Below are 20655 nucleotides of genomic sequence, written 5' to 3' on the forward strand. Positions count from 1 at the left end.
GCGGACCAGGCTCGCGAGGGAGTCTTTCCGTGGCGCGAACGCCGACGCTGGGTGCATGACCGTAGCGATGGCTCCACCCAAGATCTCCAGCGCTCGCCTGATCGTCTGCTACGCGGCGATCCTCGGCACGCTCCCGTACCTGACCCTCAAGGCGTCCTGGGTCACCGGCGGCGGCCTCGGCCTGCGTGATCCGTCCTTTGTGGACTCCGAGCTGATGATGTTCGCGAACCTGGCCACCGGCGGGATGGACGTCGTCGCGGTGCTCCTCGCACTGACGTTCACCTACTCCTGGGGCCGCCGGATCCCCGCGCCGCTGGTCCTGTTCCCGATCTGGATCGGCACCGGGCTGCTCGCGCCGATCGTGCTGGACCTCCCGGTGATCGTCGCCGACCTGTCCACGGCGCAACTGGCCGAAATGCCGCTGGAGAACTGGGTCTGGGCCGTCGTCTACGGCGGATTCGCCTGGCAGGGCATCATGCTGCTGACCGCGTTCGTGCTCTACGCCCGTGATCGCTGGTGGTTCGTCGTCACCGGCACCGTGAAGCCGGGCTCGATCGGTGCGGCGGGTCTGCTCGGCATGGTCGCCGCGCTCGTCACGGCGATCGGCCACTCGATCTGGGCCTTCGGGACCGGCGGTATCGCGGCCCGCGGCCAGGACGTCGTGATCGCGGCGCTCGCCGTCCTCGCCGCTCTCGCGCTGGCGAACGTTTCGCGCGGACGGTTCTGGCCGCGGCTGGTGCTGGTGTGGACCGGCGCCGGGGCGATGGCTGGCACCGGGGCGTGGGGTTTGTTCAGCCAGCTCGCCATGGGATCCACCGGGCGCGCGGTGGTGCTTGCCATCCAGGTGACCGGTGGGGTGCTGATGATGATCTCGGTCCTGCGGCGGCTACCGCAGGCGGCGTAGCCGGGAAGCCGCTTTTCAACGGACGCGATCCACCCCAGCCCCGGGTAGTTTTCGGACCGTGCTGCTGAAAGAACGGTTTCCGTGGAGCCACTGGGTGGGCCGCGTGCTGCGCGTGGTGCTGCCGCTGGGATTCGTCCTCGGTGCCACGAGCGGCGCCTCGCGCTGGCAGTCGGACGCGCCGCCGCTGACCACGTCCGCGGTGCTGTGGCTGGTCGCCATCGCGGTGCCGCTGCTGATCGTCCACCGCTTCCCGATGGCGATCTTCCTGCTCACCTCCGCGCTGACGCTCGGCTACTACACGTCCGGCAACCCGGGCGGCCCGGCGATCGTGCTGCCGACCATCGCGCTGTTCCTGCTCACCAAGATTCGCGGGCCCGTCGTCGCCGGCGGCACCGGCGGGGCGCTCCTGGCGGCGGCGGGGATCGCGTTGTTCGTCCGGCACGGGCTCGCCGGTTTCGATCTGCGGACCGGGCTCGGCCTGGTCTGGGTGATCGCGGTCGTCGGGGTCGGGACGGCGGTGCGCAACGGGCTGGCGGCCGCGCGGGCCCGCCGCGAGCAGGCCGACGAGCACCGGCACCGGATGGCCGAGCAGGAGCGGCTCACCATCGCGCGCGAGGTGCACGATGTCGTCGCGCACAGCCTCGCGATGATCAACGTCCAGGCCGGGGTCGCCGCGCACGTCGCCGACCGGCGTCCTGAGCAGGCGAAAGAGGCGCTGCTGAACATCAAGGAGGCGAGCGCTTCGGCGCTGAAGGACCTTCGCGCGACGTTGGCCGTACTGCGTTCCGGGGAGGACAAGGCGCCCGCGCCGAGCCTGGCCCAGGTGGACGAGCTGTTCGAACACGCCCGCGCCGCCGGGCTGGAGGTCCGTGTCGACGGCGAGCCAGGGGAGCTGCCCGCGCCCGTCGACGGCGCCGCGTACCGGATCCTGCAGGAGTCGCTGACGAACGTGGTCCGCCACGCGGATCAGGCGCGCGGTGTCGACGTCAGGTTCGAGCGGAAAACCGGTGCGCTGACGCTGCTCGTCCGCGACGATGGCCGTGGCGCCGTCGATCCCGCGCCCGGTCACGGCCTGCGAGGGATGTCCGAACGGGCGGCCGCGCTGGGCGGCGCGCTCACGACGTCCGTGGTGAACGGCGGCTTCCAGGTCCGCGCGGACCTGCCCATCAAGGGGGAAGAATGACGATCCGGGTGGTTCTCGCGGACGATCAGGTGCTGGTCCGCGCCGGTTTCCGGGTATTGCTGGAGACCGAGGACGGGTTCGAGGTCTGCGCCGAAGCGGGTGACGGCGAGCAGGCCGTCGCGGCCGCCGTCGAACACCGGCCGGACATCGTCGTGATGGACGTCCGCATGCCCGGCGTCGACGGGCTCGAAGCGACGCGGCGGATCACCGCGAATCCCGAGCTGGCCGGGGTGAAGGTCCTGGTCCTGACCACTTTCGACGTCGACGAGTACGTCTACGAGGCGCTGCGCGCCGGAGCGAGCGGATTCCTGCTGAAGGACACCGATCCGGTGGAACTGCTGCGGGCGCTGAAGGTGGTCGCCGCGGGCGAGGCCCTCCTGGCGCCGACCGTGACCCGGCGGCTGATCGCGGAGTTCGTCGACCGGCCGGAGAACCGCCGCATCGACGTGAGCGCCGTCCGCGAGATCACCGACCGCGAACGCGAGGTCCTCGGCCTGGTCGCCGGCGGGATGTCGAACGACGAGATCGCCGCGCAGCTGGTGATCTCGACGGCCACCGCGCGCACGCACGTCAGCCGCATCATGACCAAGATCGGGGCGCGTGACCGGGCGCAGCTGGTGGTGCTCGCCTACGAATCGGGTCTGGTCAGCCCTCGCCGGGGTTGAGGTTCCCCCAAAAAGCTGAGATTGCCGAAAAAACTCAGCCGATCACCGTGGGTCGTCAAGGTGGCCGCAACGCTGACGTTCCGTTAATCGACAGCCTGATCGTCGTGTCGGCAGCGCTCCTGCAGGACGTGCATCTGCACGTGCACTTCGATTGGCGAGGCCATATTTCCGTCTCCACCAGGCCTCCGGCGAACCGGAGGGGCGATTCCGGTGGATGGTCCGAAAACAAGACGAAGGTACGGCTAATGCTGATTTCCGGGCGAACGCAGAAGTAAAGCGCGAGATCTGCTCTCCTCTCCGGATACGGTGCGTGATTTTTTGTTCGTTCAGCGGACGGAACGGCGATCACTTTCCGTCGCGAAATCGCTCCCTGGTCGGGTTCCCGCGCCCTTGAGTTCCTTTCTCGCAAGCGCGCTGAGCATTAGTCTTCGGCTCAACGGCAAGGGGGATGTCACCTACCCGACGTGATTCTCACCCGGCCGGGCAGGAACTGGATTCACCTTTCTTCTCTCACTGGGAGTCACCATTGACGACACAGACATCTGATCCGCTTCTGGTGATCACCGCGGGCGTCGTCGTCCTGGCCTACATCGTTTTCGCCGCGATCCTCATCCGGCTTCTCCTCGCCGGAAGGGTCGCCCAGCCCGCGAAGGTCATCGGGTCGGTCGCGGCGCTCGTGGCCGGGCTCCCGGCGATCCTCTACGCGTTCGCGGCGGTGGTGGGCTGATGGACGTGGATTTCACCGAACGGCAGTGGCATCGGCTGCTCGTCCTCGGCAGGCACGTGGACCACGCGGTGGGGACGACGCTGCTCCGCCAGGGCGACCCGGCCCCGCCGGTGCTGATCCCGCGGTCCGGTTTCGTGAAGGCGTTGCGCGCCGCCCAGGGCGACACGACGCCGATGATCGTGGACCTGCTCGGCGCCGGTGACGTGCTCGGCGTCGAGGACTGCCTGGCCGGACGGCCGAGCAGGCTCTCGTACATCGCCACGAAGCCGGCTCGGGTGCTGGAGGTCCCGCAGCACGCCTTTCGCGGCTTTCTCGACGATGACGACCAGGCGATGGCCCTGATCGCGGTGGCGCTGGCCTCCCGGCTGCGGCAGCGGAACGTCGCGCTGGGTTTCGCGACGGCCAAGGTGCGGAGCCGGTTGACCGCGTTCCTGACCAGATTGCAGGCGCTCTACGGGGTTCCCGGCGAGGGCGGCGTCGTGATCGACGTGGGACTGAACCACACGGACATCGCCTCCGCGATCGGCGCTTCGCCCGCGTCGGTCAACGCCGAGATGGCGAAGCTGAAGAACGACGGATATCTGAGCACCGGCTACAAGACGATCCACGTGAAGAAGCCGTTGCGTGAGGACGGCCCGCCGCTCACCCCGGTCCCGTCCGCGCGGCGGCGGATTCCGCAGCTGCGGATACCGCGGATCGCGATGGGGTGAACGGGGCCTTCATCGTGGGAAGGCCCCGTTCATCTCCTGCATGCGCCGCGGGGTGCGCAAAATCGGGTCAGCCGCGCTTCAGTTGAAGCGCCAGCCGTACGGCGAACACGACGGCCAACACGGCGACCAGGGCTACTTCCCAGGCCATGACGGCTCCTCCTCGTCCGGCATCCGAACGTTCCGATGCTCTGCCCATAAGGCGCGTCACCGGGGGAGGACGTTCACCGACACGGCCTAACTCACTCGGATGGATTAGCCGTCCGCCTACCGGACGTCCCGGTCAGTTGTTGCGTTCGGTCGGCGGTGCCTTCTGAACCTGCGAGTTGAGCAGCGACTCGAACGCCTGCTCGGCCTGCGCTTCGGGTCCGAAGGCCTCGACAACGATCACCCGGTTGTAAAGGATGTACACGGCGCGATAGACGGTCGAGTCGGTGGACTTCCCGACGAAGACCGGCACCCCGCGCATCGCGAGGTCGCGCTGGGCGGTGAGACCGCCCTCCAGCTGCGCGTTCCCGTACTCCTGGGCGACCTTCGAGCTGCCCTGCGCGTCCGGGAAGTCGAGGGCGATCAGGCTGAGCGTGATCTCGCCGTCGGTGTTGGTCTTGAGCAGGGCTTCGGTCATTTTGGCGCGCTCGATCTGCGCGATCATCGGCTCCGGCAGGAACTTGGCCGACTTCAGCTTCGCGATGTCGAAGGTGCCGCCACCGGCGCGAGGCGAGCCGGCGAGGTCGGTCAGCGCCGCGGCGTTGGCCGATGGCTCGGGCTTGGCCGCCGGGGGTTCGGGGAGCGGCGTCGTGGTCGGCGCGGGCGGCGGCTGCTGCTGGCCCGAGGTCGGCTGGGCGGTGGGGTTGTCCTCGATGGTGTTCGAGAACAGGGCCCACGCGCCGACGCCGACACCGGCCAGCACCACGACGGCGATCGCGGCGATGACGATCTTGCGCTTGGCGCCGGACGAGGACTTGATCTGGAACGACTCCGGCCCCTGGCTGACCCAGCTCGTGTCGTTGCCGGACGGCGCCAGCGGCGGGAACTCCGAGCCGCCCCACGGCGGGCTCTGGTCCTGCGGGGTGTTCCAGCCCTGCTGCGGCTGCTGCGGCTGGGCGAACCCCCCGCTCGGCGAGTGCTCACCGGGGCGCTGCGTGTACGGCTGCTGGAACCCCCCTGCGGGCGAACCGGGGTGCTGCTGCGGCGGCTGTTGCTGGGGCTGCCATGGCTGGACGACCTGGGTGCGTTCGGCGCCGCCGGTGTCGGACGGCGACACGATCTGGGTCGCGTCGGCCGAGGGCTGCGAGGGCTGTCCCGGCGGCGCGACCGGCTGGATGATCTGCGTCTCGGCGGGGTTCGATCCCGGCACCTGCGGCTGCGGGTGCTCCAAGGACACGGCCTGCGAGAGCACCTGGTCACGCCGAGTGCGGTAATCGTCGGCCGTGAGCCTGCCGGCCGCGAGTTCCTCGTCGAGCCTGCGGAGCTCTTCCTGCCAGGTCACCCCGTTACCCCCTTTGGATCAGTCGTCCCCGAGCGACGAAGGATCTTTGTCGTCGCGGCCTACATGACCGCACCGGGCACATTGTGCACGGGGGTCGTGCGGGCGTCGCGGCCCACCACCGAGTCGTAACATTCGGGCGACCGATCCCGCCCACCGCCCGGCTCACCTCGGGGTTTGCGCGAGGACCCTGGCGAGCCGGTCGATGGCGTCATCGCGGAAGAGCACCGACGATCCGCCGACGACATTGCGCTCCACGAACTCGAACACGACGACGTCGCGGTCTTCGAACAGATTCTTCAGCGTCCCGTCGTCTCCCGCGGCCACCGTGTCGGTGTGGACGATCGTCAGATCCCTGCAGGTGGCGGCGAGGAACGGGCTGGCGAACTGGGTGAACGAGTCGGCGACCACCGCCATGTTCGGCGTGAGGGTGCCGCGGGCGTCGTCGGGCTGGGTCAGCCGCAGCGGGGTCTTGAAGTCGCTGGCGAGGTACCGCGTCCGATCGGCACCGCCGTCCGGGGCCAGCGCGTAGGTCCGCAGGCTGCGGTCCACCGGCCGCCCCAGCAGCCGCTCGAGGTCGGCAGGCCACGGCCTCGTACCGCTCTCCTTCGTCTGCCAGGTCGCGGTGACCCCGGGCGTGATCGCCTGCGCGATCGCGTACGTCATGGTGAGCCCGGCTTCGAACGTCCAGTGGGTGTCGTTCGGGACGTACACCGACCGGCCGAGGCGCCGCTCGGTGTCGGCGAGCGAGCCACGCAGGTCGATCGCCCTGGTCGCGGCGGGGACCTTGCCCCAGAATTCGGCCGTCCGAGGTGGCGCGCAGTCGTGACCGGCGTACTGGTCCGGCAGCTGCGCCGGCTTCATGGTGGACTTGTCGGGCGCGAAGACGAGCTCGAACCGGCGTCCCGACGCTTCGACCGCCTGACGTAACCGGTTCAACATCATGATCACCCGGTCGAGGTCCATCACCGGTTCGCAACGGGTGTGCATGTCCTCCCCGAAGTACAACCAGCCGTCCTTGCCGACGATGACCGGGGGGTAGGCCTGCGGACCCTTCGGCACACGACCCTTGCTCGGGATCCCCGCCGTGCTGTCCTGCGCACCGGCCGCGGCGCCGGGCGGGTCACCGAAGACGCCGGTGCTGACGCCGTCCGCCGCGTTCACCGCGGCTTGGCGCAACGGGAGGTGGTCGGTCGCCCAGCCGGACAGCCCGGTGAAGAAGCTCCAGCCGTCACCGAAACCGGGGAATTCGCGCAACGGACGGTTTTCGAACGGCTCGGTCCGGACGCCGACGGCCAGCAGGAGCACCGGGACGAAGAAGAACACGAGCCCGCAGGTCAGCGCCGTTCGCTGCCGCCTGCTGTGCCGTGGCCGGTAAAGGCTGTGCTCGTTCGGCAACCACGATTCCGGTGTCTGGAGCAGCTCTGCCGGTCCGGACGAAGTCGGTGGGGGGTTGACGAACACAACCGCGATCGTAGCGGGGCGTGCTCGCCGACGGAGGCGAATGTGAAGACCCGCTTCCTCGGCGGATAGTCTCCTCGTCATGGGCAAGGGGACTCCTGGCGAGCGGTTGATCGAGTGGACCGGCGAGCGGTGCGTGCCGTGGGCCGACGACATCCAGGTGATCTACGAGCACTATCACCGCTACGCGTTCGCCACCCGGTTCGCCGCCGGGAAACGGGTGCTCGACCTCGCCAGCGGCGAGGGCTACGGCAGCGCTCTGCTCGCCGGGTCCGCGGCCGAGGTGGTCGGGCTGGAGATCGACCCGGTCACCGTGGACCACGCCCGCGCCCGCTATCCGGAGGTCACCTTCGAGGTCGGTTCGATCACCGACCCGGAGGCGCTCGCGGGTACGGAGCCGTTCGAGCTGATCACCTGTTTCGAGGCGATCGAGCACGTCGAGGCGCAGGAACAGATGATGGCCCTCGTCCGTGCGCGGCTCGCGCCGGGCGGGATCTTCCTGTGCAGCACCCCGGACATCGCCGTCTACACCGGCGACCACGGCAACCAGAACCCGTTCCACGTCCACGAGCTGACCGAGTCGGCGTTCCGGACGCTGATGGAGAAGAGCTTCGAGCACGTCACCTTGCTGCGGCAGAACGTCGCGGTCGGTTCGCTGATCCACGACGGCGGAACCTCGGCGGCCGAGCTGTTCCGGCTCGAGCCGGGCGACGGCGAAGAGTGGCGGGTCGCCGACGGTGCGCCGCATACGTACTTCGTCGCGGTCGCGTCCTCGGCGCCGATCACCCTGCCGAACGCTTCCATGCTGGTGGACCCGCGGCTGACACTGGTCGCCAAGGCCAACGCCGCCGCGGATGCGCACGCGGCCGAGGCGGAGCGGGCGCGTGTCGCGCTGGGCCGTGCCGAGGACGAGCTGCTTCGGGCGGGTGAACAGGCCACCCGGCAGGCGGCCGAAATCGCCGAGGTCACGGCCGCCGAACGGCGCGCGGTGGAGGAACGCGACCAGGCCGCCGCCCGTGCCGAGAGCGCCCGCGCCGGACATCGCCGGGCCGCGAACGAACTCGGCCTGTTGCAGCGGAAGGCGGCCAACGACCGCGACCGGCTGCAGTGGCTCGGCCGGAACAACGTCCAGCTCAGCGAGACGGTCGGTCGCCTGGCCGCGGAGAACTCCCAGCTGCGCGCCGAGCAGTCCGCGCTCGTCCAGCGCGTGCTCGGCACCTACCGCGGCGCGATCGAGAAGTTCGCTCCCCGGGGCACCCGCCTGCGTGACTTGTACGAGACGGCGCTCGGCCGTCCCACGGGAGCGGCCCCGGCCGTGTCGGCCGTACCCGGCCCGGTCGCGGTCACCACCAGCGACGAGCCGATCGTCAGCGTCGTCATCCCGGTCTACGGCAACTGGTCCTACACGCGTGCCTGCCTCGACTCGATCCAGCGTCACCTGCCCGTCACCCCGTTCGAGGTCATCGTGGTCGACGACGCGTCGCGCGACGACTCCGCGGACCGGGTCGCCCAGTGCGCCGGGATCCGGCTGGTGCGGGCGCCGCGGAACCTCGGCTTCGTCGGCGCGTGCAATCTCGGCGCCGAACACGCGCGCGGTGACTTCGTCATGTTCCTCAACAACGACACCGAAGTCCGGCCCGGCTGGCTGGACGAACTGGTCGACGTCGTCGAGACGCGGCCGGACGTCGGGCTCGTCGGCTCGAAGCTGGTCTATCCGGACGGCAGGCTGCAGGAATGCGGCGGGATCATCTGGGCCGACGGCTCCGGCTGGAACTACGGCAGGCTGCAGAACCCGGACCTGCCCTGGTTCCAGGCAGTGCGCGACGTCGACTACTGCTCCGGAGCCGCGGTGCTGGTCCGCCGTCAGCTCTTCGAGCGGATCGGCGGATTCGACGAGCGGTTCTCGCCCGCCTACTACGAGGACACCGACCTCGCGTTCGCCGTGCGGGCGGCCGGTTTCCGGACGATGGTGCAGCCGGCGTCCGTGGTCGTCCACCACGAGGGCATCTCGAACGGAACCGACCTCGCCTCCGGGGTCAAGCGGCACCAGGAACTGAACCGCAGCGTGTTCGTGGACAAGTGGAGCGTCCAGCTGCGCGACCACCTCCCGTCGGCCAGTGCGCGCGCGGTCTGGGCGGCACGGCAGCGCACCGAGGACGGCCATCGCGGTGGCACCGTGCTCGTGGTCGACCACCAGGTCCCCACCCCGGACAAGGACTCCGGGTCGGTGCGGATGGCCAGGATCCTCGAGCTGCTCGTCGGGCTCGGGCATCGCGTCGTCTTCATGCCGTTCAACGACGCGTTGCCGGAGCCGTACGCGAACCAGCTGTACCGCATGGGCGTCACCGTGATCACCGGCCTGGACGAGAAGCAGGAGTTCCTGCGCGACGCCGGTCCCGACCTGCGGCTGACCGTGCTGTCGCGGCCGCATGTCGCCTGGCAGCTGATCGAGCAGGTCCGCCAGCACGCGCCGAACTGCCTCATCGCCTACGACACCGTCGATCTGCACTTCGTCCGGCTCACCCGGCAGGCCGATCTGGCCGCGCAACTCGGCGACACGAGCGAAGAGGTGACCTTGCGCCGCCGGGCGGAAGTGCTGCGCGAGTCGGAACTGAGCCTGACCAAGATCACCGACGTCACTTTCGTCGTGTCCGACGTCGAACGTGAGCTCCTGGGGGAACTGGTCCCGTCGGCCAGGGTCGAGGTGCTGTCGAACGTGCACTACGCCGACGGTGCCGCGTCCGTTCCCGACGGCCGCGACGGAATCGTCTTCGTCGGCAGCTTCGATCACGTGCCGAATCAGGACGCCGCGCACTGGCTCGCCACCGAGATCATGCCGCTCGTGCGCGAGCGCAGGCCCGACGCGGTCGCGCAGATCGTCGGCAGCAACCCGCCGCCCTCGGTGCTCGAGCTCGAACGCGACGGCGTCGTCGTGCGCGGCTGGGTGCCGGACCTCGACGAGGTCTACCAGACCGCCCGGGCGGTCGTCGCGCCGCTGCGGTTCGGGGCGGGCGTGAAGGGGAAGCTCGGCGAGAGCCTCGGCTACGGCGTGCCCGTCGTCGCGACCTCACTCGCCGCCGAGGGTATGCACCTCACGCATGGTCAGGACGTCCTGATCGGGGAGACGGCCGAGGAACTCGCCGACCGGATCGTCACCCTGCTCGAGGACGACAAGCTGTGGGTTCGGCTGTCGGAGGAGGGCAAGACCGTGGTGGAGCGCCGGTTCGGTGCGGAACTGGCCCGGCGGACCCTCGCCGACGTCCTCGCACTGGGCGCACAGGCCTGATCAGCTCGGCGGCAGCGCTTCCTTGAAGGTGGCGCGTGTCTTGTCGAGGCTGGTGCGGAGCTTGTTCTTGTCCAGCTCGAACGGCTGCGACGCCAGCAGCCCGACGGCGACGTTGCCCGAGGTGTACCACGTGGCGTCCATGCGGCGTGCCCCATCGCGTCCGGTGACGACCTCGGGATCGCCGGCCCGCGGGGCGAAGCCGCCCGCCTGGAAAGCCTGCATCATGTAGGTGACGACGGCCTTCGCGTCTTCGGCCGATCGCGTGGGGACGGCATACGTGAGATAGCCGGTGTCGCCGTCGCTGGATCCACGGACGACCACGCTGGTGACACCATGCTGGGCGAAGACCTGCGCGGACTCCTTCTGGAGGAGCTTCAGCTCGACCCCTTTGTCGAGCGAGACCGTGGAGTTCTCGGGGAGCGGCGAGCCCGGCAACGCCGGAACGCGGTCCTCAAGCGCGGGCTCCGGAGTGGGCTGGGCGGCGCCCGGCCCGCCGAGGGCGTCGGGTGCCTGCGCGATGGCGGGTGGCGACTGCTGATCGCCGCCCTTCGGCGCCCCGAGCCACACGGTGCCGCCGATGATCAGCCCCAGCACGACCAGCACGCCGGCGGCGATGAACAGCCAGGTCGGTTTCTTCTTGCCGACGACGGCGTAGTCCTCCAAGGCCGGAGCGCGGTGCCGGGGAACGGCGTTGTCGGGGGCCAGCGACGGCAGGTTGCGGGGCAGCTGCCGGGTACCCGGATCGCGCCGGGGCTGGGGCGGCTCGGCGCGCAGGTACACCGTCGGGTTGATGTCGGCGGGCGACGGCGCGGTGGTCTTGTGGTCGGGGAGGAAGGGCAGGGAGCGTCTGCCCTTCGGGCTGTCATGCGGCTCGGCGGCCGGCTGTTCGGGTTCGCGGGGCCGGGTGTCGAAGGCCTGGGTCTGCTGCTCCGGCAGGGCGGCCGGCGGCGGCACCGGCGGGAGCGTGACGGTGGGAAGCTCGGCCGGTCTGGCGGCCGGGTTGGTGCTGTGCCACGGCCCGGCCGGATGGCGCAACGGCGAGGCGACCGGCGACGGCATCGCGCCCCCCGACGCCTCCGCGAGGAGCTCGTCGCGCCTCTTGCGGTGTTCGGTGTGCCCGATACGGCCTGAGGCCAGCTCGACATCCAGCTGCCGAAGCTCGTCCTGCCAGCTCATTTAGCCCCCTGCCGCCGGGTGTGGGCAGCCAGTGTCGCATGACCCGGACGGGTGGTTGATATTGGTCTTTCCCATTCTTGCGTCCGTTTCGGCGCAGGTCCAGCACCGTCCGGAGCGGTACGGTGGCGGACGTGGGAAGTGCCGGGTGACGGAAATCGACGCGTGTCGCGGCGCGCTGCGCGAGCTGGCCATCGGCAGGCTCGCCGGACGCGACGTCCGCACCTCCCATCTGGTGGAGGCCGGACTGGACGCGATCGTCGCCGGACTCGACACCCCGTCCCTCGCCCTGCTCGCCGGGCTCGAATCCTCCGCCGAAGCCGCCGTCGACAAGGCGTTCGGCCAAGTCGTCGACGAACTCGGGCTCGAACTGCCCGCCGATCCGACGGCCGCCCGCTGGCTGCTGATCCACGGCTGGCTCACCGCGATGGTCGAAGGCCGTCTCTCGCCCGCGGCCGGCGGCGCGCTGGTCAGCGAGGTGGGCGAGTTGCTCGGGTCGCCGCCGTCGTTGCGCGGAATCGCGCGGTGGTCGGCGATGCTCGACGGCTGGATCCCGACCGACCTCACCCCGAGGGACGTCTGCGAGGTGCCGATCCTCGAGGAATCGGCCGAGCTGCTCGAAGGACCTTGGCCTCCTTCGCCGCGTCACCCGTAAAGCCCCGTTTTCTGTCGTACATGTGTTCTAAAATGGTCGTTGTACAGCAGGAACAGCGGCGAAAGGCAGACACGGATGGCCTACATCACCCTGCCCACGTTCGTGGGGTACAGCACGAGCTCGGGTCCTTCGCGTTCCTCGTTCGTCCGGCGCTGGCGCCGTCAGTACGAGGACCCGGCCCGGGGCGGGTTCAACTTCTACCTCCGCGCCGCGAACGCGATCCGTGCCGGGCGGATCTCCGGCCGGGATCGCGAGGTGCTGCGGGCACTGGTCGAGAACGCGGACGAGCGCACGCGGCCGCACTACACCGAGATCGCCAACGGCTGGCTGCGCTACGTCGGGCGGCGTGACCTGCGGCTGGCGGAGGTCGGCCGGTCGCGATGGCGGCTCGGCTCGCTCGAGGTGGGCATCAATCCTCATCTCGGCCTGCGCAAGGGCGACGGCCCCGTGTACGTGACCTGGCTCTACTTCAAGGAGGAGCCGTTGAGCCGGGACGCCGCGCAGATGGTGCTGTGGCTGCTCGAACAGACGATGGACGAGCTGCGGCCGGGCGGGCGGCCGCTGGTGATCGACGTCCGGCGCTCGAAGGAGTTCGCGTTGTCGCCGCGCGATCGCGACAAGGTGCGGCCGTGGGTGCGGAGTGAGGCTTCGGCCTTCATGAGTCTTTGGGAGGCGGCCGCGTGATCGGACGACGGCGAGCCCGCGTTCGGTGGGCTCGCCGTTCACGCACCGTCATTCTCACGGTTCCGGCGGCGACGCAAGACACCTGATCAGGTGACAGTTTCGCGGACTATGCCCACGAGCTGGACAACTTGGGCCCTGAACACGAAGCTTTCCCAGTCTTAACCGGCCGAACCACCGAGGGTCGCTCGTGAACAACGCTTGGGAAGCCATCTCCAGGGTCGCAGATGAGCCCGCCTGGTACTGGGTCTACGACAAGCTCGCGTTCTGGCCGAGCACCTACGCGCACGCCTGGCCCGGCTTCCGTGAACCCGCCCCGTCCGTCGCCTGGGATCTCGCCCCTGGCGGCCTCGACCGTTCGTCACCGGAATTCCGGCTCGGCCCGTACGCCGTCGAGCAGAACGACGTCGCCCGCGTCGCGCTCGCGGCGCTGAAGGACTGCGTCGCCGAGGACGAGTGGGTCTGGGTGCTGCACTGGCAACACCAGTCGTACCGCTTCTACCCGCATCGGCACGCCGCGCTCGACCCGTGGCCGGTCCCGGTGTTCCCGCGCACGGACTACCACATGTTCCTGGCGAACGACTTCCGCTTCGGCACGCTCGGGCACCCCTGGGAACGGACGTTGTGCGTGTACGGCGAGAAGCTCGTGCCCGCCTTCGAGAAGCACGGCGGGCAGATTTTCAAGAACGAGCTGCGGCGGGACGGGGCGCCGGCCGTGATGGCGGGCGGACCTGCCTAAACTCAGGCAGGTGTTCGAATACCACGGGTGGGTGACCATCCAAGCGAGCCCTTCCGGTGACGACGACGCGGCGCTGCTCGAGCGCATCGTCGAGCGGGTGCATCGCGCCGTCCGGGACTTCGGCGACGCCGACCTGCTCGACCTCCGCTGGGCCGCCGGGGTACCGGTGCTGCACCTGGGCGGCATGGACAAACACGGCACGGCGATCGCGCCCGAGCTGGTGGACCTGTTCACCCGCGTCGGCGACCTCGCGCCCGGTTCCTACGGTCTTCTGCACGTCTGGGACGACCAGGATCCCGACCACGACAACGAGTTCAGGGTGTACCGGATGGCCCGCGGCCTGGTCACCGAACGCGGCGACGAGCACCTGTCGCCGGTCGCGCCGACCGTGCTGGACGGCTACGAGATCTGAGCTGTCTGGCCAGCGCTTTTCGTGAGTGATCGAATTAGGCTGTTCGGCTGCTATCCCTGCCCGTCCGAATAGGACGGAGTTCATCCGGGGCAAGAAGTACGCGGCCGCGCAGCAGGAGAAGGTCAAACGGGGCTACAACGAGAATTCCTACAAGGAAGCGCAAGCCGTTGTGAAGAAGTCCAAATGGGACGTCTTCATAGACGCGGCCGGTGAGCTGATCAAGAGCCTCATCGGCTGGGACGACATCATGGGCTGCATCGAGGGCTCGGTCGGCTCGTGCATCAGCACCCTGCTCAACTTCATCCCCTGGGGCAAGATCCTGAAGGTCGGCGAGATCGTCGCGAGCTTCTGGAAGGGCGCGCGGGCTCTGGCGACCTTCGGTCGTGAGGTGGAGAAGGCCCAGAAGGTCATCGCGGACACCGAGCGCATCCTCGCCGACGCCGAGATGGCGGCGAACGCGGTGCAAGTGGTGGTCGCCGTGAGCGAAGGCGATGGCGTCGTCGGTGCCGCGGCCGCGGCCATGGGCGGTGCCGCCGCGGCGAGTGACTCGGGCTGCAACAGCTTCGTCCCTGGCACACAGGTCTTGATGTCGGACGGCACGACGAAGCCGATCGAGCAGGTGAAGCTCAACGATCAGGTGCAGGCCACCGACCCGGAGACCGGTGAAACCACGGCTCGGAAGGTCGTCTCCACGATCGTCGGCGAGGGGCAGAAGTATCTGGTCGAGATCAGCGTCGCCGGCGGAGCACCGATCGTGGCCACGGACGGACACCCGTTCTGGGCACCCGACCTGCGGAAGTGGGTCCCTGCCGAGCAGTTGACGGTCGGAAGCTGGCTGCAAACCAGCTCCGGCACTTGGGCGCAGGTCACCGCAGTACGTTCCTTTGCTGTCGTTGCCAGCGTTCACAACCTCACCGTCGACGACCTTCACACGTACTCTGTGCTCGCGGGGGCCATTGCGGTCCTGGTTCACAACGCGGGCGGGCACGCATGCGATATCACTGTGTCGTCGCCAAGTGGAGGCAAGAGCGATATATCGCTGAAGAGCGGTAGTATGACGCCTGAAGAGGCTTCGCTCGGGTATCCCAACAACTCGGCATTTACGCACACGGAGCATCGATTCTCACGCATGGCTGGTGCTTCGACGGGGTCGAAGGTCTCACTGCCTAATGACCCATTCGCCGGCAAGTTCCCGTTGAGCGCTGGTGATCAGGTTACGATGCAGGGCCAACTCCCTCCCTGCTCGCGATGCAAGGGTGCGATGAACCGTATGGTCAGCGAGTTGGGAGTGTCGGTAACCTACGAATGGTCCGGCGCCAAGGGTAGTGGATCATGGACAGCTGGAAGGAGGAAGCGTTAACGATGAGATTGACCGCCGCAGAGGTTGGGTTCTTCGAAGATTACGAGGACGAAGAGGCCCTTGAAGTGGGCATCGCAGGGGTGGACGAGTCCGGTGCTTCGAGATCATTCTCATTTCAGCGATCAACATACGAGCCAGATGAGCAGGAAATTCAGTCCGGAATGGATTCCTACAACGTTTCCACCGAGCGAGGCATGACCGTATACGGCTGCCTGCGAAGTGTGCGACTCTCTGGAACGGTTCTCGCGCTGGAATTCGCCGCTGAGGATGCAGAGATTCTTGAGATATCGACGCCTGTTGAAGTGAACCTGAGCGAAGCACAGGTGGACGAGAGAATTCTGTCTCGGAAGCTTCGTGAGATTCTGAACTGGGGCTCGCCTGAGAAGCGGCCGGATTTGGTTGGCCTGGACGTCCAGGAGCCACCCACCGGCGCGTAGGTAGCGTTTCTTGAGGCTCCGCCAGGTTTTTCACCCATGATGGATTTTGGTATTGGCTTTCGCGATGGTGCGGAGGCCGGTCCCACGATAGGTGACCGGTCCGCCGTGGTGCCGGACTGGGAGTGGGTGGACAGGGCACAGTGGGAGTGCCCACATGGCAGTGATTCGATTGCCCGCGGCCTCGAGGTCTGGCATGTCACTGCCGGCTGACCTGGTGGTCTAAATCGCAATCGTTCTTGAGTAGCCGTACTCAAGACACCGGGGGCCGTCAGCGCGACCGTGGTACGCATGACGAAAACTTCCGCAGGGCCGCCCACCACCGTCGCGTTCTTCGTCCAGGCCGCCCTCTCGTTCGGCCTGGCGCTGCTCGCGGTCGTCATCGGCATCTGGTACCTGCCGGTCGACGGCTGGGTCCGCGGCTTCCTCGCCCTCGGCATGCTCTTCCTGACCACTTCGGCGTTCACGCTCGCCAAGTGCATCCGTGACCGGCAGGACGAGAACACCGTCGTCAGCAGAGTCGACCAGGCCCGCGTCGACAAGCTCCTGTCCGAGCACGACCCCTTCAAAACACCCGCGCTCTAGTCTTTCCGGCGTCCTTCATCGTGGTGATGCGGTGATAGATGCCGTCGCGATAAGCGAGGACGACCGCGTCCTTGACCTCGGGGGCTGCGACGGCCTGCCAGCCGGAGCGGCCGGTGCCCTTCAGGAACTGTGAGATGTCGTCGCGGGGGAGGCCGACCGTGCCGCCGCCCACGACCTTGCCCGCGCCGTCCGTGATCAGGATGCATTGGCCTGCTGTCCGCCGCTGAGCAGCATGCTCCACAAGGCGGCGAACATACCTGCCGCGAGGACGTCGCTGAGGAAGCCGATCGGGGCTGGGTTCTGGCGAACAGTTTCGCGTCAAGCCAGAAGATAAGGCCGACCAGCACGATCGGGTGTTCGTGGTAGAGCTGGAACAGCTGGGCGACGTCGAGGTCGCCATTGTCGTCGGCGATCAGGCCGAGGACGACCGAGAAGTCCGCGTGTTGATCTTCGGCGCCCGGATGAACTCGGTGATCGAGAGCAGGGATCGGCGCGGCGGTCACTGCCCAAAGGACTCAGAAGGGACCTTTTCGCGCAGAGTTCGCTTCGCCTGCGTGCCGGGCCCGGCACTCTTTCGCTCGGCTTCCATGGTCGAGACGGGTGCCGCTCTCGTCAGTGGTTCCCCACCTCGAAGATCCGGTCCACAAAGTACCGAACGCCCAGGTGGCGGCCTCTGAGCCCGCCGACGTATGCACAAATCCGAATTACTACGGTCGTGTGAACTCGCTCACCGAACCTGTAGCACTTAGTAACCACCAGAACGAGCGAAACAAGACGCTAAGAAGGGGAGAAGATCGACGTGCCCCATACTCACCCGGGAAGGTGAGGTGAACGAACCGTGGAGGTCCGGGGGCTCGGGCCCCCGGGAATCATGGCGAGCAAGCCTCGGTCCAGGCGTTCCCTGGACACACTGCGCCCGCTTGAGAGCGGATGACGGGATTCGAACCCGCGACCCTCACCTTGGCAAGGTGATGCGCTACCAGCTGCGCTACATCCGCATGTGTTGCTCTGCTCCGGTACTCGTTTGAAGCAGTGGGACAACCATACACCGACCCTCTGTAGCGGTTTCGACCCACCCCTCCAGGTGCTTCGGCGTCACACCTGGCGTACAAGGGGTGACGACGGCTGCATACCTCCGTATGGTGTCCCCATTCGACCGAATGGTGAGTCCTTCGGGGAGGAGGTGCCTGGCCGGATGACCGAGCAGGGCACGGTGCCGCTTCAGGCGGCCTCGGAATCCGACGAGCAGGCATTGCTCCAGCGTCTCCGTGATGGGGAGGACGCCGCCTTCGGGGAGCTTTTCGAACTTCACGCCGCCGCCGTGCGCCGGCTGGCCCGCAGCCTGGCCGCCGACCGGTCGGAGGCGGAGGACATCACGGCCGAGACCTTCTTCCGGGTGCTTCAGGCGTTGCGCCGGGGCGCGGGACCGCGGGACTACGTCCGGGCGTATCTGCTGACGGTGGCTCGCCGGGTCTCGTGGGAGTGGCACGGCGCGCGCCGTGACGTGCCGGTGAGCGACGACGAGTTGACCTTCCGGGCCGGGGCCGGCGCGGACACGCATGCCCGCACGGCCGAACATTCGCTGATCACGACGGCGTTCACGAGTCTGCCGGAGCGGTGGCGTTCGGTGTTGTGGCAGACCGAGGTCGAAGGCGAGCAGCCGGCGATGGTCGCGCCGCATTTCGGGTTGAGCGCGAACGCGACGGCGGCGCTGGCCCGTCGCGCGCGGCAGGGGCTGCGGGCGGCATACCTCCAGGCGCATCTGTCGGTGAACCGCGGGCCGGATTCGTGCCGGGCCGTGGTGGAGAAGCTGGGCGGGTTCACCGCGGGCAGCGTCACCGGGGCCGAGGCCCGCCGGATCAAGACCCACCTGATCGGGTGCCAGTCCTGCCGGGCGACGCACGACGAGCTGCGTGACGTCTGTTCTTCGCTGCGGGCGCACGCCGGTGTCGTCGCCTTGCTGGTGCCGGCGGCCGCCGGCGCGCACGCGAGCGGGGCGCTGTCCGGGCTCGCCGCGTCGGTCAAGGGACTTCTGCTGGGCTCGAAGGTGAAGGTGGGCCTGGCGGTGGCGTCGACGGCCGCCGCGGGCGCGGTCGGGATCGTCGCCGGTCCGGCCGTGTTCGGCACCGACGTGACGCACACCGTCGGCCTGTCCGGGGGTGGCCAGCCGGAGCTGGCGCTGCTGCCGGCGCAGGTCGCGCCGCCCACCGACGGTAAGCCGGTGGAGCTCCCGCCGCAGCGGATCGCCGAGGACCGGATGCACGGCAAGGGCGACCGGCCCGCCGTGACCGGGCAGGGCACGGGCGCGGAACTCGGGGTCTCCGACCTGCCGAGCCTGCCGGGGGTGGGCACGCCGGGGAAGAACGTGGGCGCCGGTGACGGCGGCGCCGAGAACGTCGAGCAGCCTCCGGCCGAGCAGAACCCGACGCAGGAGGAGACCGCGCCGCGGAACGAGGTCCCGGAACCGGGCACCGGCTCGAACCAGACCACCTCGAAACGAGACGACATCCCGCCGGCGGAGTCGCTGGGCCCGACGTCCACGACGACGCCTCGTGACGAGACGGATCCGTCGAACACACCGGAGTCGACGACCGACCCGGAAGGGTCCACTTCGCCGGAGACCGGCACCCCCGAGAGCGAGACCGGGACCCCGTCCGGCGAGCCGTCGAAAGACGAGCCGAGCCCGGTCGAGCCGACTTCCCACTATCCGGAACCGGGTGTCGACTACCCGACGTGCCCATAACGCCCGAGCGGGCATATCGCCTTCGAACTCTCGCGAATCCGGCTCCCGTCACGGTACGGTGGAGCTCGCTCACGACGAGCGAGCGGCCGCGCGGGAGGCGACTGAATGAACCGGCTGGTGCACGGCGAGGACGGCCGTGACTGGGTGGTCCGAGCCCAGATGGAATGGCGTGCTCCCGCGACAGCGGACGATTTCGAGCACGATGTGGCGGGCAGCTACGGCCCGGGTATCGCGATGATCGCCGTGACGGCGCTGCTCGCGATCGTGCTCATCATGTGGACCCCCGCCGACGTGAGAATCCCGTCCTGGGTTCCGCTGGCGCTCCTGCTGGTCGCGTTGTTCTTCCCGTTGCGGTGGATCCTGCGCCGCCCGTGGACCGTCGTCGCCGAGACCGAGGGCGACCTGGCGGGCGACCGGCCCTCGGAGCGCTGGGTGGGCACCATCCGCGGCATGTTCACCGTGCGCGGCGAGGTCTCGAAGATCTCCAAGACCATCCAGAAGCACTCGCTGCCGGATTTCGACGGCCCGTTGCACCCGGTGGAGTAGTCGCGGCGGCCTGAACGCGCGAGACTGGGGCCATGCCCGAGTTACCCGAGGTCGAAGCGCTCGCTCACCACCTGCGTGAACACGCGGTGGGCAAGACGGTCTTCCGTGTCGACGTGGCGTCCCTCAGCGTGCTGAAGACGGCGACACCGCCATGGACGGAGCTGCACGGCCGCGAGGTCACCGGTGCCGGGCGCTTCGGCAAGCATCTCGATCTCGTCGTCGGTGAGCTCCACCTGGTCGTCCACCTGGCGCGGGCGGGCTGGCTGCGCTGGTCCGACGCGTTGGCGCCGGCACCGCTCAAACCGGGCAAGGGGCCGATCTCGCTGCGCGTCCACCTCGACGCGGCCGCCGGGCCCGGCTTCGATCTCACCGAAGCCGGGACGAAGAAGGGGCTGGCGGTCTGGATCGTGCGTGATCCGGAGAAGGAGGTCGCCAGTATCGCGCGCCTCGGGCCGGACGCGCTTTCGCTGGACCGCACGGGTCTCGAGAAGTTGTTCGCCGGGCGCACCGAACGGCTGAAGACGGCGCTCACCGATCAGTCGCTGATCGCGGGGATCGGCAACGCCTACTCCGACGAGATCATGCACATGGCGAAGCTTTCTCCTTACGCCACAACCGGAAAGCTGTCCGAAGGGGCGCTCGACGGGCTCTACGAAGCCATCAGCGCCGTGCTGACCAGTGCCGTCACGCGGTCGGTCGGCCAGTCGGCGGCCCGGCTCAAGGGCGAGAAGCGGTCCGGGCTGCGGGTGCACGCGCGCACCGGGCTGCCGTGCCCGGTCTGCGGCGACACGATCCGCGAGATCTCGTTCGCGGACAAGTCCTTCCAGTACTGCCCGACCTGCCAGACCGGTGGGAAGCCGTTGGCCGACCGGAGAATGTCGCGACTGCTCAAGTGACCCGCCAATCCG

At 68.7% G+C, this 20655-nt stretch carries 21 protein-coding genes and 1 tRNA gene; 17 read left to right on the forward strand and 5 right to left on the reverse strand.

Translation table 11 applies throughout. The features are described 5' to 3' along the window. Nucleotides 1-55: 55 nt before the first annotated feature. The 5 genes from H4W30_RS39490 to H4W30_RS39510 all read left to right on the forward strand — a co-directional run bounded on the left by H4W30_RS39490 (nt 56) and on the right by H4W30_RS39510 (nt 4189). Nucleotides 56-904, forward strand: a complete 849-nt coding sequence (locus H4W30_RS39490; protein ID WP_225950796.1) for a hypothetical protein — start codon at nt 56-58, stop codon at nt 902-904. 58 nt (nt 905-962) lie between these two features. After that, nucleotides 963-2087 carry a sensor histidine kinase gene (locus H4W30_RS39495; RefSeq protein ID WP_192747395.1) on the forward strand — a complete coding sequence of 375 codons (1125 nt, stop codon included), beginning with the start codon at nt 963-965 and terminating at the stop codon, nt 2085-2087. Beyond that, nucleotides 2084-2752, forward strand: a complete 669-nt coding sequence (locus H4W30_RS39500) for a response regulator (RefSeq protein WP_192747396.1) — start codon at nt 2084-2086, stop codon at nt 2750-2752. Before H4W30_RS39495 ends, H4W30_RS39500 begins: the two co-directional genes overlap by 4 nt. 526 nt (nt 2753-3278) lie before the next feature. Continuing rightward, nucleotides 3279-3479, forward strand: coding sequence for a hypothetical protein (locus H4W30_RS39505; protein WP_192747397.1), 201 nt, complete (start codon nt 3279-3281; stop codon nt 3477-3479). After that, complete coding sequence (locus tag H4W30_RS39510) at nt 3479-4189, forward strand: Crp/Fnr family transcriptional regulator (protein ID WP_192747398.1); 711 nt, start codon at nt 3479-3481, stop codon at nt 4187-4189. The genes H4W30_RS39505 and H4W30_RS39510 overlap by 1 nt, the downstream gene beginning before the upstream one ends. Nucleotides 4190-4469: 280 nt before the next feature. Here H4W30_RS39510 and H4W30_RS39515 read toward each other — a convergent pair whose 3' ends face one another. Further along, entirely contained in the window at nt 4470-5675 is a 1206-nt protein-coding gene (locus H4W30_RS39515; protein ID WP_192747399.1) for a DUF1707 domain-containing protein, read from the reverse strand. A 162-nt stretch (nt 5676-5837) separates the two neighbouring features. Continuing rightward, complete coding sequence (locus H4W30_RS39520; RefSeq protein WP_318780759.1) at nt 5838-7136, reverse strand: alginate O-acetyltransferase AlgX-related protein; 1299 nt, start codon at nt 7134-7136, stop codon at nt 5838-5840. Between the two features lie 79 nt (nt 7137-7215). On the opposite strand from H4W30_RS39520, the gene H4W30_RS39525 reads away from it, so the two are divergent. Further along, nucleotides 7216-10419 carry a glycosyltransferase gene (locus H4W30_RS39525; protein WP_192747401.1) on the forward strand — a complete coding sequence of 1068 codons (3204 nt, stop codon included), beginning with the start codon at nt 7216-7218 and terminating at the stop codon, nt 10417-10419. On the opposite strand, the gene H4W30_RS39530 is transcribed toward H4W30_RS39525, so the two are convergent. Further along, nucleotides 10420-11595: a hypothetical protein gene (locus tag H4W30_RS39530; protein ID WP_192747402.1), complete on the reverse strand. Its 1176-nt coding sequence runs from the start codon at nt 11593-11595 to the stop codon at nt 10420-10422. A gap of 145 nt (nt 11596-11740) precedes the next feature. Here H4W30_RS39530 and H4W30_RS39535 point away from each other — a divergent pair, with 145 nt between their 5' ends. From H4W30_RS39535 to H4W30_RS39565, 7 genes are all read left to right on the forward strand, one after another. Continuing rightward, nucleotides 11741-12247 (forward strand): hypothetical protein, encoded by a 507-nt coding sequence (locus H4W30_RS39535; protein WP_126732531.1) that lies wholly within the window; start codon nt 11741-11743, stop codon nt 12245-12247. 75 nt (nt 12248-12322) lie between these two features. Next, nucleotides 12323-12931 (forward strand): class I SAM-dependent methyltransferase, encoded by a 609-nt coding sequence (locus tag H4W30_RS39540; RefSeq protein ID WP_192747403.1) that lies wholly within the window; start codon nt 12323-12325, stop codon nt 12929-12931. A 187-nt stretch (nt 12932-13118) separates the two neighbouring features. Further along, nucleotides 13119-13667: a DUF2716 domain-containing protein gene (locus tag H4W30_RS39545; RefSeq protein ID WP_192747404.1), complete on the forward strand. Its 549-nt coding sequence runs from the start codon at nt 13119-13121 to the stop codon at nt 13665-13667. Between the two features lie 10 nt (nt 13668-13677). Continuing rightward, nucleotides 13678-14079, forward strand: coding sequence for an immunity 7 family protein (locus tag H4W30_RS39550; RefSeq protein WP_192747405.1), 402 nt, complete (start codon nt 13678-13680; stop codon nt 14077-14079). A gap of 25 nt (nt 14080-14104) precedes the next feature. Beyond that, nucleotides 14105-15439, forward strand: coding sequence for a polymorphic toxin-type HINT domain-containing protein (locus H4W30_RS44670; RefSeq protein ID WP_318780760.1), 1335 nt, complete (start codon nt 14105-14107; stop codon nt 15437-15439). Beyond that, on the forward strand, nt 15412-15876 hold the full coding sequence (locus tag H4W30_RS39560) for an Imm10 family immunity protein (RefSeq protein WP_225950797.1): 465 nt from the start codon (nt 15412-15414) through the stop codon (nt 15874-15876). The genes H4W30_RS44670 and H4W30_RS39560 overlap by 28 nt, the downstream gene beginning before the upstream one ends. 288 nt (nt 15877-16164) lie before the next feature. Continuing rightward, a complete protein-coding gene (locus H4W30_RS39565) occupies nt 16165-16458 on the forward strand; it encodes a YiaA/YiaB family inner membrane protein (protein WP_192747406.1) in 294 nt (97 codons plus the stop codon). Here the strand turns inward: H4W30_RS39565 and H4W30_RS39570 are convergent. Next, nucleotides 16439-16699: a hypothetical protein gene (locus H4W30_RS39570; RefSeq protein ID WP_192747407.1), complete on the reverse strand. Its 261-nt coding sequence runs from the start codon at nt 16697-16699 to the stop codon at nt 16439-16441. The two genes, H4W30_RS39565 and H4W30_RS39570, sit on opposite strands and share 20 nt — an antisense overlap. Nucleotides 16700-16811: 112 nt before the next feature. Between H4W30_RS39570 and H4W30_RS39575 the strand changes: the two genes are divergently transcribed. Next, complete coding sequence (locus tag H4W30_RS39575) at nt 16812-17135, forward strand: hypothetical protein (RefSeq protein ID WP_192747408.1); 324 nt, start codon at nt 16812-16814, stop codon at nt 17133-17135. 248 nt (nt 17136-17383) lie between these two features. Here the strand turns inward: H4W30_RS39575 and H4W30_RS39580 are convergent. Then, a tRNA-Gly gene (locus H4W30_RS39580) sits at nt 17384-17456 on the reverse strand. 197 nt (nt 17457-17653) lie between these two features. Here H4W30_RS39580 and H4W30_RS39585 point away from each other — a divergent pair. The 3 genes from H4W30_RS39585 (at nt 17654) to H4W30_RS39595 (ending at nt 20643) form a co-directional block, all read left to right on the forward strand. Continuing rightward, complete coding sequence (locus H4W30_RS39585; RefSeq protein ID WP_192747409.1) at nt 17654-19201, forward strand: sigma-70 family RNA polymerase sigma factor; 1548 nt, start codon at nt 17654-17656, stop codon at nt 19199-19201. Nucleotides 19202-19306: 105 nt separating this feature from the next. Further along, entirely contained in the window at nt 19307-19747 is a 441-nt protein-coding gene (locus tag H4W30_RS39590; RefSeq protein WP_126732525.1) for a DUF983 domain-containing protein, read from the forward strand. Between the two features lie 32 nt (nt 19748-19779). Beyond that, entirely contained in the window at nt 19780-20643 is an 864-nt protein-coding gene (locus tag H4W30_RS39595; RefSeq protein ID WP_192747410.1) for an Fpg/Nei family DNA glycosylase, read from the forward strand. The last annotated feature ends 12 nt before the right edge of the window (nt 20644-20655 follow it).

The organism is Amycolatopsis roodepoortensis, assembly GCF_014873915.1.
Lineage (GTDB): Bacteria > Actinomycetota > Actinomycetes > Mycobacteriales > Pseudonocardiaceae > Amycolatopsis > Amycolatopsis roodepoortensis.